Origin of the sequence: Superficieibacter electus (assembly GCF_002915575.1) — a bacterium.
Lineage (GTDB): Bacteria > Pseudomonadota > Gammaproteobacteria > Enterobacterales > Enterobacteriaceae > Superficieibacter > Superficieibacter electus.
On sequence record NZ_PQGD01000003.1, the window covers coordinates 175,207 to 189,215 of the forward strand.

A 14,009-nucleotide genomic window follows, 5' to 3' on the forward strand; every position below is an offset into this window, starting at 1 on the left:
TTTTTGCTTTCCGTCTTTTACCCGCCGGAGATGATGAACTTGCGTAGGGATAATAGCTGACGGAGGAGAGATATGATAAAACGGGCCGCAATTATTCGGCCCGGTAATATTACATTTTATAACCCAGTGAAAGCGTGGTACGACGGTCTGTATGCTCTGGCGCAGTATCCGGCGGGTTCGAGTTCCAGGTCAGATTATAAGCAACCTTCAGACCGAAATGCTCGTTAATCGCGACATTAAGCGCACTTTCCGAGTTAACAGTTGTGTCTTCAGCACCAAAAACAGAAACGCCCTGCGTGAATTTAGCATTATCAGTCATCTGCCACGCGTAAGTACCGGATGCATAGCCCAGTGGCTGCGTTTCGTTACCGCCATCCGTGTATTCGTCATAACGCACACCCGGACCGAATTCAAAACGCAAGCTGTGTACCGGCCCGTTCAGGAACTGGCGACCATAACCTGCAGTTAAAATATCGCGCTCCTGATAGCCATTGTAACGGTCCGTTAACCAGCTCCCCTGACCAAACAGATAGTTTTCATCTGAAAGGTTATAGCGGGTACGTCCACCGACGGCGTATTTCTCTGAAGAACGTTCATCATTTGATGAGGTATTGCTGGCATTACCCCACAAAGACCAGGCGGTAGTATTACCGTACCAGGTCAAGGTGGAGTCGGCAGTAAGCGAGGAGCTTTTCGTATTCCCTGACTGAGAGAGATAGCCCGCGTTAACATTGCCTTCAAACGGTTTTTTCGCAGTGGAGGGATCGTCCATGACAGTAAAAACGGTATCGTCGGCTGTTGCATACATTGACGCAAACACGCCTCCCGCCAGCAGCATAGCGGCGGGAACTGTCTTTAAGAGCTTCATTTATAATAAGTCCGTACAACCAAATAAGAGACCATCACGGTCCTGGAAACTTTCGTGGGGATCAACGTTAACGATCCAGAGAAAGGTAACAAATTATAAAAAGGCTCATTTAACATAGCAATGAAATATTGCAGGATTTTTTGAATAAGAACGCTCCCAAAACGGCACTTCTGTTCGCAATGGCATTGATATACCGATAGCGTATTTATTTGTAAAATCATGCTGTTGCCCTACCCTTCCTGGCAGTTCGATGCCAGGCTTAATGAAATCCGTAACTGGACCTTGTTTGAAGGAATATAAAAAGGAGGCATTAACATGGTTAAAATTTATACTCTCACGCTTGCGCCTTCTCTGGACAGCGCGACCCTGACGCCGCAAATTTATCCTGAAGGAAAGTTACGCTGTAGCGCGCCGGTTTTCGAACCTGGCGGCGGTGGCATTAATGTAGCAAGGGCCATCACCTTCCTTGGCGGTAAAGCCACCGCTATTTTTCCGGCTGGTGGTGCCACAGGAGAGCATCTGGTCAATTTACTGGCCGATGAACAGGTACCGGTACAAGCCATTGAGACTACGGACTGGACCCGGCAGAATCTACATGTGCACGTCGAATCCAGCGGTGAGCAATATCGTTTTGTTATGCCTGGAGCCTCGCTCACTGACGATGAATTTCGCCAGATTGAGGAGCGCGTACTGGAGATTGAAGAAAACTCACTTCTGGTAATAAGCGGAAGCCTTCCTCCAGGTATTAACGTTGAACGGCTGGTACAACTGGTGAAAGCAGTACAACAGCATCGAATCCGCTGCATTATTGACAGTTCCGGAGATGCCCTCGCTGCTGCCCTGGCTGTCGGCAATATCGAACTGGTAAAACCCAACCAAAAGGAATTAAGTGCATTAGTGCAGCGGGAACTCACGCAACCTGATGATGTTCGGGAGGCGGCACAAGAAATCGTGCGCAGTGGCAAAGCCTTGCGCGTAGTGGTATCTCTTGGTCCTCAGGGCGCACTGGCCGTCGATGGTGATAACTGCGTACAAGTCGTCCCCCCACCGGTTAAAAGCCAGAGCACCGTTGGTGCGGGCGATAGCATGGTTGGCGCAATGACCTTAAAAATGGCAGAAAATGCCACTCTTGAAGAAATGGTTAGTTACGGCGTTGCTGCCGGGAGTGCCGCCACGATTAATCAGGGCACGCGACTGTGCTCACGAGAAAATACGCAAAAAATATATGATTACCTGCGGCGTATTTAGTCACCCGGCGTGAGCTAACGAAACGCAGGTCGCTAAATAACAACCCTCTACTATGCTAAAAAAATTCAACTGACTCGCGAGGTGAATAATGAGCGAAGGTGATATAAAGCGTTATGTGGTGACGATACGGTTTCACGAAGAGACGCTAACCCAAATTAATGAACTGAACAACCAGCTTACCCGCGCCGGATTCACACTGACACTCAGCGATGAACACGGTAAGGTGCATGAACTGGGGACAAACACATTTGGTATTATTACCCCTCAGAGCGAGAATGAGGTCAGGGATCTGGCAACGGGTCTTGCCGAGGGTGTGCTCGACGTCTCCCCCGATGTTGACGTTGTGGCTTTTGACGAATGGTTAACGCATAAGCAATAAGTGCCATTCGGCCAGCAGCTTTTTCAATTGTGCGTGAGTTCGGTTTTTTCAGAGCATTTGTGCGCTAACGTTATGATATGGCAATAAACATGGGAGAGAACACATGTGGCAGGCTATTAGTCGACTGTTAAGTGAGCAACTTGGCGACGGTGAGATCGAACAACGTCACGAACTGCCCGGCGGAGAAATTCATGCCGCATGGCAAATCCGTTATGCTGGCCGCGATTTTTTTGTCAAATGCGATGAGCGTGAATTGTTGCCCTGTTTTACCGCTGAGGCCGATCAACTGGAGCTGTTGTCGCGCAGTAAAACCGTCACTGTGCCTCATGTGTGGGTAGTAGGTAGCGAAAGGGATTATGCTTTTCTGGTAATGGACTATCTTCCTGCGAGGCCGCTTGATGCCCACAGTGCGTTTCAGTTAGGACAACAGCTGGCACGCCTTCATCAATGGAGCGATCAACCCCAGTTTGGTCTGGATTTTGACAACCATATCTCTACCACCCCCCAACCCAATGCCTGGCAACGTCGCTGGTCCACTTTTTTTGCCGAGCAACGTATCGGCTGGCAACTGGAACTGGCCGCGGAAAAAGGGCTGGAATTTGGCAATATCGACACGATTGTTGCGCAAATCCAGCAGCGCCTGAGCAATCATCAGCCGCAGCCATCGCTGTTGCACGGTGATTTATGGTCAGCAAACTGCGCGCTGGGACCTGATGGGCCGTTTATTTACGATCCTGCCTGTTATTGGGGCGACAGAGAGTGTGATTTAGCGATGTTGCCATTACATCCTGATCAACCGCCGCAACTTTATGACGGCTATCAGGCCATTTCGCCCCTGCCGTCAGGCTTTCTGGACAGACAACCCGTTTATCAGCTCTATACGCTCCTGAACCGGGCGATTCTTTTTGGCGGACAGCATCTGGTGACGGCGCAGAAAGCGTTAGAAAGGGTACTGGGAGCCTGAGCCTCCCGAAGAACGGGAGGCGTAGAGTTATTAATTTATCTGAACGCCGCCGTTGATGCGAAATTCGATGTTCATAATCAGCCCGGAGCCCGGCTTGCCTGATTCATAACGCCATTTGCGCATAGCTGTTTTCACTTCTCGCTCAAACATGTTCGCTGGCTGGGCTGACAGAATTTGCACGTTATCAACACGCCCGTCAGCAGTTACGTCGAATTTCACTCTTACTTTTCCTTCCACGCGCAGGGCCAGCGCCCGGGACGGATAGGAAGGCTGGTTACGCGTGAGCGCTCGCGGACCGGAAGGTGTTGCAACCGCCGGTTTTGCTGCAGGTGGCGTATTATTTACCTGACGCGTCGGCGTACTATTCTCAAACGGCGACGCCGGACGGGGTTCCGCTGGTTTCGCGTCCCGTTTTGGCTGCTCAACCTTTTTAACCGGTTTAGGTTTCGGCTTTGGTTTAGGTTTGGGCTTAGGTTTTTCGATGACCACCGGCGCTTCTTTTGGCGTTTCAACCACAGGTTCCGGCTCCGGTTCAGGTTCCACAACCGGCTCAGGTGCCGGAGGCTGAACTACCGGTTCAGGCTCCGGTGGTGCAACCAGAGTGATGGAGATGGGCTGGGCGGGCGCGGGCAGTTCAATAACCTGATTTACCGAGCTGTACAGCAAACCTGCTATTACGGCACCGTGGATAGACAAAGCGAGCAATGTTGGCCACGGAAAGCGGCGTGGTAAATCAAGGGCCATTGAAGTCATAGTCGTTTCAGTTGAAAAATGATGGCGTAATTTTAAATGCAAATAGCAATCATATTCAATAAGGCATTTCCCCTTCGCCCATTTTTTCCCTGAATTGGCACGATTTATCCGCATTTTTCGCAAGGCTTTTACCAATGACAGAGGTTGATGATTGCAGTCTGCCCCACTTTCACTTACCGTGTTTCAGCAAACTGTAGATAAGGAGTTTTACCGTGCTGTACGTTATTTACGCTGAAGATGTCGCTGATTCTCTGGAAAAACGTCAGGCAGTGCGCCCTGCTCATCTGGCACGCCTGCAATTACTTCATGATGAAGGCCGTCTTTTGACCGCAGGCCCAATGCCTGCGGTTGACAGTAACGATCCTGGTGCCGCAGGGTTTACCGGCTCCACCGTGATTGCTGAATTTGAATCCGCAGAAGCGGCGAAAGAGTGGGCTGATGCCGATCCTTATGTCGCGGCGGGGGTTTATCAGAATGTGACGATAAAACCGTACAAAAAAGTCTTCTAAGATAATGGGCACCGTTCAGGTGCCCTTTTTACTTAAAGGTCGTAAATCGCAAACAGCAGAATATTGCGGTGCTGATTAAGTAAACACTTACGAATGGAGTGAATACGCATATTGCGACGAGACTGGCCTTCAAGCCAGCGGGACTTGCGACGACTTGCCTGCCTCAGCATGCGCCAGCGTCCCACTTCCGTTCTACTACGCTTCATTTTTACCGCTCTTATAAAGGAAGAACGTGCATTATAAACCCTTGCAGCCGTCAGAACAGCGCTTTTCATTGCCGCTTTTTATTTGCCAGAAGTTTCAGTCCGCGTACACTCATAACAACAGGCTATCAAAAGGATTTTTTCATCTATGACAACCTTCTACACGGTGATGAGCTGGCTGCTCGTTCTTGGATACTGGTTGCTCATTGCGAGTATTACCTTACGCATCCTGATGAAGCGCCGTGCAGTTCCTTCCGCGATGGCATGGCTATTAATTATTTATATTTTACCGCTGGTCGGTATCATCGCTTATCTGTCGGTAGGCGAATTGCATCTTGGTAAACGACGGGCCGAGCGCGCCCGGGCGATGTGGCCCTCTACCGCGAAATGGCTCAACGACCTCAAAGCCTGTAAGCATATTTTTGCCGAAGAAAATAGTGCCGTTGCTTCCTCTTTGTTCAAACTTTGTGAACGTCGGCAGGGTATTGCCGGCGTGAAAGGCAATCAGCTGCAACTATTGACCACCTCAGATGATGTGATGCAGGCGCTGATCCGCGATATTCAGCTCGCACGACATAATATTGAGATGGTGTTCTACATCTGGCAGCCGGGCGGGATGGCCGATCAGGTGGCGGAATCGCTGATGGCTGCGGCGCGCCGTGGCGTTCATTGCCGCTTAATGCTGGACTCGGCAGGCAGCGTCACCTTCTTTCGCAGCCCGTGGGCAAGCATGATGCGCAATGCGGGTATCGAAGTGGTTGAGGCTTTAAAAGTTAATTTAATGCGTGTATTTCTGCGCCGCATGGACCTGCGTCAGCACCGCAAAATGATCATGATTGACAATTATATTGCTTATACCGGCAGTATGAATATGGTCGACCCGCGCTTCTTTAAACAGGACGCAGGCGTAGGTCAGTGGGTTGACCTGATGGCGCGTATGGAAGGTCCGGTCGCTACGGCAATGGGGATTGTCTATTCTTGCGACTGGGAGATAGAAACGGGTAAACGCATTTTACCTCCTGCGCCTGACAACAATATCATGCCGTTTGAAGAGGCCAGCGGGCACACTATCCATACTATTGCCTCGGGGCCCGGTTTCCCTGAAGATCTTATCCATCAGGCGTTGTTGACAGCAACCTATGCGGCCCGCGAATATTTAATCATGAGCACGCCCTATTTTGTGCCCAGCGATGACCTGCTACATGCAATTTGTACTGCTGCCCAGCGTGGGGTTGACGTTAGCATAATCTTACCGCGAAAGAATGACTCGCTGCTGGTCGGCTGGGCCAGCCGCGCCTTCTTTACGGAATTGCTGGCGGCAGGCGTCAAGATTTACCAGTTTGAAGGTGGCCTGCTACATACCAAAAGCGTGCTCGTGGACGGCGAGCTGAGTCTGGTTGGTACGGTCAACCTTGATATGCGTAGCCTGTGGCTGAACTTTGAGATTACGCTGGTTATTGATGATGCAGGCTTTGGCGGTGATTTAGCGGCAGTTCAGGATGATTATATTTCCCGCTCACGGTTACTGGATATCCGTCTGTGGGTAAAACGCCCGCTGTGGCAGCGGATCACTGAGCGACTGTTTTACTTCTTCAGTCCGTTGCTGTAAAACGAGCGCAATAGATAGCTAACAGGTACTTATTATGGATATGGATCTCAACAACCGTCTGACCGAAGACGAAACGCTTGAACAAGCGTATGACATTTTTCTTGAGCTGGCGGCGGATAACCTCGATCCCGCTGATATCATCCTGTTCAATTTACAGTTTGAAGAACGTGGCGGCGCTGAATTATTCGATCCGGCAGAAGACTGGCAGGAGCACGTCGATTATGACCTGAACCCGGACTTTTTTGCCGAAGTGGTGATCGGCCTTGCTGATACCGATGGCGGCGAACTGAACGACGTTTTTGCGCGCGTGCTTTTGTGCCGGGAAAAAGATCATAAGCTGTGCCACATTCTGTGGCGTGAGTAGTTTTAAGGGCAGCGACGCTGCCCTTTTTATTTCTCTTCTTTAAGCGGATGTCCGCAGGATTTACAAAATTTTGCCATGATGTCATGGCCGTTTTGCTGACAATAAGGGCATATTCTCGCCAGCCGGCGTTTTTGTATTTCGCTGGTCATTTGCGAGGTGATAATGCCGGTTGGGATCGCAATGACAGAATAGCCGATCAAAATAAGTATTGACGCCACAATTCTGCCTGCCGGGGTATGGGGTGCAATATCACCATAGCCGACCGTTGTAACAGTAACAATTGCCCAATACACCGCAGTGCTTAGGGTGGTAAAACCATTGGCTGGCCCTTCTATGCCATACATTAATGCCCCGGCAATCACCATAATGATGGCGATGAAGGAATAAAATAAGATCAGTTGATGCCGGGAGTTGACCATCGCGGCCCATAACCCGTTCAGGGCTGGCATCAGTCGGAGTAATTTTAATATCCGCAGCACGCGAATAACGCGGAGTGCACGCCAGGCAAAGACATATTCAAGACCTATCTCTGGCCACAATAAAATAACATACAGCGGCAGTATGGTGACAAGGTCGACGATCCCCCAAAAACCAAAAACATATTTTGCTGGTTTCGGCCAGCTAAACACTCTCAGACAATATTCAAGGGTGAAGAGAAAAGTAAACCCGGCCTCCAGCCAAACAAAAAAGTGCCATTCAATCCAGGAAAGACGAAATGTGGTCCCTATTCCTGACTCAAAGAAAATAGTGATAACGCTCAGAAGAGCCAAAAATCCACACAGCGCCTCAAAGCGCCGAGCGCACGGAGTATGATGATCGAATAATGAATGATAAACGTGCTGACGAAATGGACCAATGGCAATCACGCTGCAACCTCATTAAAGAAGGGCTGACCAGTGTCAGCCCTTACGATTATAACGGGTCGACCTTCAGACAGGACACCGCATGACGGAAACTTCCTTCCAGTACGGGGCGTGTTTTGGCGCATTCTGGCCCGGCGATCGGACAACGGGTGCGGAAAACACAGCCGGAAGGCGGATTAATGGGTGAAGGTAACTCGCCTTCAAGCAACTGGATAGTTTTATTCTTTTCCAGATCCGGATCGGGTACTGGCACCGCGGACATCAGCGCTTTCGTGTAAGGGTGCAGCGGATTGTGATACACCTCATCATAGGTGCCCAGTTCTACCGCGTGGCCCAGATACATCACCAGCACGCGATCGGAGATGTGTTTGACCACCGCCAGATCGTGGGCAATGAAAATCAGCGACAAGCCCATTTCACGCTGTAGCTGCTGAAGCAGGTTGACGACCTGCGCCTGGATTGACACATCCAGCGCCGAGACCGGTTCATCACAGATGATAAGTTTGGGCTCAAGAATTAACGCCCGGGCAATGCCGATACGCTGGCATTGCCCGCCGGAAAATTCATGCGGATAACGGTTGATAAGGTTAGGCAGCAGACCGACTTTCATCATCATCGTTTTCACCCGATCGCGCACTTCCTGGCGCGGCATTTTCGGATGATAGGTACGCAGTGGCTCGGCAATAATTTCGCCGATGGTCATGCGCGGATTTAGTGATGCCAGTGGGTCCTGAAAAATCATCTGAATGTCGCTGCGGACATTGCGCCATTCGTCCGGCTTCATCCCCAGCAGGTCCTTGCCTAACCAGGCGACCTTACCGTCCGTAGCTTTAACCAGCCCGATGATGGCCCGTGCGAAGGTTGACTTACCGCATCCTGACTCCCCCACCACCCCCAGGGTTTCACCTTCGTAAAGCCGCAGCGTAACACCATCCACGGCTTTCAGCGTTTTGGCTGGCTGCCAGAACCACTGTTTGCCATCTTTAATATCGAAATGCACTTTTAAATCGGCGATTTCAAGCAGTACATTTCTGTTCTCTGTCACGGCGTTCATACCAGCTCCTCCACCGGCTTAAAGCAGGCGCGCAGGCGGCCTGGGGCAAACTCCACCAGCGGCGGCGCACTACTACAGATTTCCATCGCGTGCGGACAGCGCGGCTGGAACGGGCAACCTTTTGGCAGGCGCAGCAGGTTTGGCGGATTACCGGGAATGGTCAGCAACGACTCGCCCTCAGCATCCAGACGCGGAACGGCGTTTAGCAGGCCAATAGAGTACGGATGGGCGGGCTGATAAAACACATCCCGTGCCTGGCCATACTCCATCGTGCGTCCGGCATACATCACCAGCACTTTATCGCAGATACCGGCAACCACCCCGAGATCGTGAGTAATCATGATAATCGCAGTGTTGAACTCACGTTTGAGTTCATTTAGCAAGGTCATGATCTGCGCCTGAACCGTTACATCCAGTGCCGTGGTTGGTTCATCGGCAATAAGCAACTTTGGTTTACACAGTAATGCCATCGCAATCATCACGCGCTGGCGCATGCCGCCAGAAAATTCATGCGGATACATACGCATGCGTTTGCGCGCTTCCGGCATTTTAACGGCATCCAGCATTTTCACCGATTCTTCAAATGCCTCGGCTTTCCCCATCCCCTTGTGCAGCATCAGGACCTCCATGAGCTGCTCGTCTACTCGCATATAAGGGTTAAGCGAGGTCATCGGGTCCTGAAATATCATTGAGATTTGCTTCGCCCGCAGGGTGTTCAGCTCACCCTCAGGCAGGTTGAGGATTTGCTTGCCGTTAAACAACGCAGAGCCATTAATCCGCCCGTTGGAAGCCAGTAGCCCCATTAACGCGAATGCTGTTTGTGATTTACCGGAGCCGGACTCACCCACGATCCCCAGCGTTTCACCAGCCCGCAGACTAAAATTAAGGTCGTTGACGGCGGTGACATCACCATCCGGCGTTTTAAACGTCACGCGCAGGTCTTTAACATCCAGCAGCAGACCGGATTTCTGTTCCACCGGAGAAGTAGCAATCATACTCATGGCGGCGCTCCTTAGCGATCTTTCGGGTCGAGGGCATCACGCAGGCCATCGCCGATAAAGTTAAAACAAAACAGGGTGACCACCAGGAAACCTGCCGGAAAAAGTAATAGCCAGGGAGACACTTCCATTGAGTTAGCGCCGTCACTCAATAACGCTCCCCAACTGCTAAGAGGCTCTTGTGTACCCAGCCCAAGGAAGCTCAGGAAAGATTCAAACAGGATCATGCTTGGCACCAACAAAGAGGCATACACTACCACCACCCCCAGCACGTTGGGCACAATGTGACGCACCACGATATTCGCCGTGGATACGCCGCCAACCTGGGCTGCTTCAATAAACTCTTTACGTTTCAGGCTTAGCGTCTGACCACGCACGATACGCGCCATATCCAGCCAGGAAACCATGCCGATCGCGACAAAAATCAGCAGAATGTTTTGCCCAAAAAAGGTGACAAGGAGAATCACGAAGAACATAAACGGGAACGAGTTCAGGATCTCCAGTAAACGCATCATGACCGAGTCAACTTTGCCACCAAGATAGCCGGACAGCGAGCCATACAGCGTACCGACAATCACCGCCACCAGTGCGGCAGCAATGCCGACCATCAGTGAGATCCGCCCGCCGATAGCCACACGCACCAGCAGATCGCGCCCCGACGAGTCAGTACCAAAATAGTGCCCGGATTCCGTATCCGGTGCCGCTGACATCATGCCCCAGTCGGTATCATCGTAGGTAAATTGCGACAGCATCGGCGCTAAGATGACAAATAACGCGATAATAATCAGCATAATTAAGCTGGCCACTGCCGCACGGTTATGCACAAAGCGACGTCGCGCATCCTGCCATAAACTGCGTCCTTCAATGTCGAGTTTTTCACTGAAGTTCTCCAGCGCCTCGCTGTTTTTCTTACTTAACATCATGGCGAACTCCAGCGTCAGTAACGAATTTTCGGGTCAATGACGGCATACAGCACGTCGACAACCGCGTTAAACAAAATAGTCAGCGCGCCAACCAGGATAGTCAGGCTCAATACCAGCGAATAATCGCGGTTAAGCGCGCCGTTAACGAACAGCTGGCCAATCCCCGGCAGACCATAAATGGTTTCAATAACCATGGAACCCGTGATAATGCCGACAAACGCTGGCCCCATGTAGGACAACACCGGTAGCAGCGCGGGTTTTAACGCGTGGCGAAGAATAATGCGGCGCATCGGCAATCCCTTGGCTTTGGCGGTGCGGATGAAGTTGGAGTGCAGCACTTCAATCATCGAACCACGGGTAATGCGCGCGATACTGGCAATATACGCCAGCGATAACGCCACCATCGGCAGGATCATATAAATGAGCGCCCCGCCATTCCAGCCGCCTCCCGGCAGCCATTTAAGGGTGATGGCGAATATCATCACCAGCAATGGAGCAACCACAAAGCTGGGAATGACCACCCCGGTCATCGCCACCCCCATCACGGTATAATCCCATTTCGTATTTTGCTTTAGCGCCGCAATGACGCCAGCGGAAACGCCGAGGATCACAGCCAGGATGAATGCCGCTGCACCGAGCTTCGCGGAGACCGGAAAACTGGCCGCAACCAGATCGTTAACGGAATAATCTTTGTACTTAAACGAGGGTCCGAAATCACCATGCGCCAGTTGCTTCAGATAATTGAAGTATTGCGTGGAGATAGGATCGTTAAGATGATATTTCGCCTCAATATTCGCCATGACTTCTGGCGGTAAGGTGCGCTCTCCGGTAAAAGGACTGCCCGGCGCGAGGCGCATCATAAAGAAAGAAATCGTAATAAGAATAAATAGCGTTGGAATCGCTTCGAGACAGCGACGTAGAATAAATTTTAACATTGCCCGTACCTTCTGGCGTGTGCCTTTGTAGTGCGATGAAATAAGACACTGCGGGGCAGAAATACGCTGCCCCGCTTATTGCCATTAGTGCTTAATAATGTACATATCTTTGGTGTAGAGATCGTCCATCGGATCTTTACCGGAATAACCGCCCACCCATGGTTTTACCAGACGCGCGTTCACATAGTAATAGACCGGAACAATGGCGCTATCTTTGCCCAGTTGCTGTTCGGCTTTATCATACAGCTCGGTACGTTTTGCTTCGTCGGTAGCCTTAACCGCATCAGCCATAATGCTGTCAAACGCCGGACTCTTATAGTGCGCGGTGTTCATGGAGCTGCCAGAGAGCATAGTATTGAGGAAGGAGGTCGGTTCGTTGTAATCCGCACACCAGCCCGCACGCGCCACGTCATAGGTCCCTTGATGACGGGTATCAAGGAATGTCTTCCATTCCTGATTGACCAGTTTAACGTTTACGCCCAGGTTCTTCTTCCAGATGGACGCAGCGGCGATAGCCAGTTTTTTATGCAGATCGGACGTGTTGTACAGTAAATTGAAGGTCAGTGGCTTATCCGCCGTGTAACCCGCTTCTGCCAGCAGTTTTTTCGCTTCTTCGTTACGTTTTTCCTGGGTCCAGCTAAACCATTCCGGTTTAGTCAGTTTGGCACCGTCGGTGTAGGGCGGCGTATAACCAAAGGCTGGCAGGTCGCCCTGCGCTTTCACTTTGTTAGTAATAATATCGCGATCCAGACCCAGCTTCAGCGCGGTACGAACACGTGCGTCGGTAAATGGTGCTTTCTGGTTGTTGATTTCGTAGTAATAGGTGCACAGATACGGGTCAACATGCACTTCATTCGGGATTTCTTTTTTCAGCTTCTGGAAAAGCTCGATCGGCAAATTGTTATACGTCATATCGATTTCACCGCTACGATAGCGGTTCACATCGGTAACTTCCGAGGAGATAGGCAGGTAAGTGACCTGGTCGATGGCGGTTTTCGCATTATTCCAGTAGTTGGTATTACGCTCCATCACGATACGTTCGTTAACGACCCAGTCTTTTAGTTTGTAAGCGCCGTTCGAGACGATATTCGCTGGCTGAGTCCATTTCTCACCGAATTTATCAATGGCACCTTTATTCACAGGTGACATGGCCGGGTTTACCAGAAGCTTATAAAAATAAGGTACCGGCTCGCTCAGCGTGACTTCCAGCGTGTTTGCATCAATTGCTTTCACACCCAGTTCAGACGGCTTTTTCTTACCCTCAACGATTTCATCAACATTGAGGATATGTCCGTATTGAGGATAACTTGCGTAAGGAGAAGCGGTATTAGGATCGACCAGACGCTGCCAGCTATAGACAAAATCCTGCGCGGTAACGGGCTCGCCGTTTGACCATTTGGCGTCTTTACGTAGATGGAACGTCCAGACTTTAAAGTCTTTGTTATCCCAGCTCTCAGCCACGCCCGGCACCGGATGGCCGTCTACCGGGGAGGTGACCAGCAGACCTTCAAACAGGTCACGACTGACGTTTGCCTCAGGCACCCCTTCAATCTTGTTTGGGTCCAGTGACTGAGGTTCAGCACCGTTATTACGGATCATGGTTTGCTTTTCAGCGAGCGTGACACCCGCCGGGATATCCGCCGCGAGGGCAACATTTCCTGCAATAAGCGCTGCCAGAACGCTCGCCGCAGCCAGACTTTTTTTCGTGATGATGGACATTGTGTTAAGACTCCAATAATTATAATTACTGGCCTGAGCCAGCCTCTTCAGTTCCCGTTAGGGGCCCGGTCAATGCAGGAGCTTTAGGCGACTGCCGGGTTGCTTTCTTGTTGCTATCACCGACTTATTTATTACGGATGGCTCTGAGGGCCACCTTCTGTCGATTCTTTAATACGTCTCCCCTGTCGAGACATATTGATTTACAGCGTGCGACAATCTATTTGAAAATAATTCTCATCTACGCAGGTTATGCTACAAATTAACTGGCCGGAAAGTATCAAATGCCCTGCCGCGCCGCCAATATAATTTGCAAATTTGTTAACTAATTCTCTTTTATGCAATAACAATTCATCGTAAAAGTGGTTACAAATCACACGACAACGCATGAAATACATTAGTTTTCAGCACAATAGTTGAAAAAGTCACATCAAAGCGAGGCGACGATCCCTCATTGCTGGTAATTTTGCAAAACATTAACATTTGCTTACTATTTAGCACATTTATCTGCTGTGACCTTCAAATTACTAATAACATTTCAATTATCCCGGAGCAAGCCCAAGAGTATGGTGTGAGAAAAATAACACATCACCCGGTGATAATCTGTACAGCTGAAACGGCGA

Annotated in this window: 15 protein-coding genes; 6 read left to right on the forward strand and 9 right to left on the reverse strand. The window is 50.5% G+C overall.

Translation table 11 applies throughout. The annotated features are described in order from the left end of the window. Positions 1-109: 109 nt before the first annotated feature. Positions 110-868: a DUF481 domain-containing protein gene (locus CHU32_RS04760; protein WP_103674639.1), complete on the reverse strand. Its 759-nt coding sequence runs from the start codon at positions 866-868 to the stop codon at positions 110-112. A gap of 315 nt (positions 869-1,183) precedes the next feature. On the opposite strand from CHU32_RS04760, the gene pfkB reads away from it, so the two are divergent. The 3 genes from pfkB to CHU32_RS04775 all read left to right on the forward strand — a co-directional run bounded on the left by pfkB (position 1,184) and on the right by CHU32_RS04775 (position 3,459). Next, a complete protein-coding gene (gene pfkB, locus CHU32_RS04765; RefSeq protein ID WP_103674640.1) occupies positions 1,184-2,116 on the forward strand; it encodes a 6-phosphofructokinase II in 933 nt (310 codons plus the stop codon). A gap of 88 nt (positions 2,117-2,204) precedes the next feature. Further along, positions 2,205-2,495: a type V toxin-antitoxin system endoribonuclease antitoxin GhoS gene (gene ghoS, locus CHU32_RS04770; RefSeq protein WP_103674641.1), complete on the forward strand. Its 291-nt coding sequence runs from the start codon at positions 2,205-2,207 to the stop codon at positions 2,493-2,495. Between the two features lie 103 nt (positions 2,496-2,598). Continuing rightward, positions 2,599-3,459 carry a fructosamine kinase family protein gene (locus CHU32_RS04775; RefSeq protein ID WP_103674642.1) on the forward strand — a complete coding sequence of 287 codons (861 nt, stop codon included), beginning with the start codon at positions 2,599-2,601 and terminating at the stop codon, positions 3,457-3,459. A 30-nt stretch (positions 3,460-3,489) separates the two neighbouring features. Here the strand turns inward: CHU32_RS04775 and tonB are convergent, their stop codons facing one another. Continuing rightward, positions 3,490-4,203, reverse strand: a complete 714-nt coding sequence (tonB, locus tag CHU32_RS04780; RefSeq protein WP_176691620.1) for a TonB system transport protein TonB — start codon at positions 4,201-4,203, stop codon at positions 3,490-3,492. Between the two features lie 221 nt (positions 4,204-4,424). Between tonB and CHU32_RS04785 the strand changes: the two genes are divergently transcribed. Next, on the forward strand, positions 4,425-4,721 hold the full coding sequence (locus CHU32_RS04785) for a YciI family protein (protein ID WP_103674644.1): 297 nt from the start codon (positions 4,425-4,427) through the stop codon (positions 4,719-4,721). A gap of 32 nt (positions 4,722-4,753) precedes the next feature. On the opposite strand, the gene CHU32_RS28010 is transcribed toward CHU32_RS04785, so the two are convergent. Next, a complete protein-coding gene (locus CHU32_RS28010) occupies positions 4,754-4,927 on the reverse strand; it encodes a YciY family protein (protein WP_133159223.1) in 174 nt (57 codons plus the stop codon). 145 nt (positions 4,928-5,072) lie between these two features. On the opposite strand from CHU32_RS28010, the gene cls reads away from it, so the two are divergent. Then, positions 5,073-6,533 (forward strand): cardiolipin synthase, encoded by a 1,461-nt coding sequence (gene cls / locus CHU32_RS04790; protein ID WP_103674645.1) that lies wholly within the window; start codon positions 5,073-5,075, stop codon positions 6,531-6,533. A 34-nt stretch (positions 6,534-6,567) separates the two neighbouring features. Beyond that, complete coding sequence (locus tag CHU32_RS04795) at positions 6,568-6,897, forward strand: HI1450 family dsDNA-mimic protein (RefSeq protein WP_103674646.1); 330 nt, start codon at positions 6,568-6,570, stop codon at positions 6,895-6,897. Between the two features lie 26 nt (positions 6,898-6,923). Here the strand turns inward: CHU32_RS04795 and CHU32_RS04800 are convergent, their stop codons facing one another. From CHU32_RS04800 to oppA, 6 genes are all read right to left on the reverse strand, one after another. Continuing rightward, entirely contained in the window at positions 6,924-7,763 is an 840-nt protein-coding gene (locus CHU32_RS04800) for an ion transporter (protein ID WP_103674647.1), read from the reverse strand. A 46-nt stretch (positions 7,764-7,809) separates the two neighbouring features. Then, positions 7,810-8,814 carry a murein tripeptide/oligopeptide ABC transporter ATP-binding protein OppF gene (oppF, locus tag CHU32_RS04805; protein WP_103674648.1) on the reverse strand — a complete coding sequence of 335 codons (1,005 nt, stop codon included), beginning with the start codon at positions 8,812-8,814 and terminating at the stop codon, positions 7,810-7,812. After that, complete coding sequence (gene oppD / locus CHU32_RS04810; protein WP_103674649.1) at positions 8,811-9,815, reverse strand: ABC transporter ATP-binding protein; 1,005 nt, start codon at positions 9,813-9,815, stop codon at positions 8,811-8,813. The genes oppF and oppD overlap by 4 nt, the downstream gene beginning before the upstream one ends. Before the next feature lie 11 nt (positions 9,816-9,826). Further along, the gene (gene oppC, locus CHU32_RS04815) at positions 9,827-10,735 is read right to left on the reverse strand and encodes an oligopeptide ABC transporter permease OppC (protein ID WP_103674650.1); all 909 of its coding nucleotides are present in this window, start codon (positions 10,733-10,735) and stop codon (positions 9,827-9,829) included. 14 nt (positions 10,736-10,749) lie between these two features. Further along, a complete protein-coding gene (oppB, locus tag CHU32_RS04820) occupies positions 10,750-11,670 on the reverse strand; it encodes an oligopeptide ABC transporter permease OppB (RefSeq protein WP_103674651.1) in 921 nt (306 codons plus the stop codon). A gap of 84 nt (positions 11,671-11,754) precedes the next feature. After that, positions 11,755-13,389: an oligopeptide ABC transporter substrate-binding protein OppA gene (oppA, locus tag CHU32_RS04825; RefSeq protein ID WP_103674652.1), complete on the reverse strand. Its 1,635-nt coding sequence runs from the start codon at positions 13,387-13,389 to the stop codon at positions 11,755-11,757. Positions 13,390-14,009: the final 620 nt, after the last annotated feature.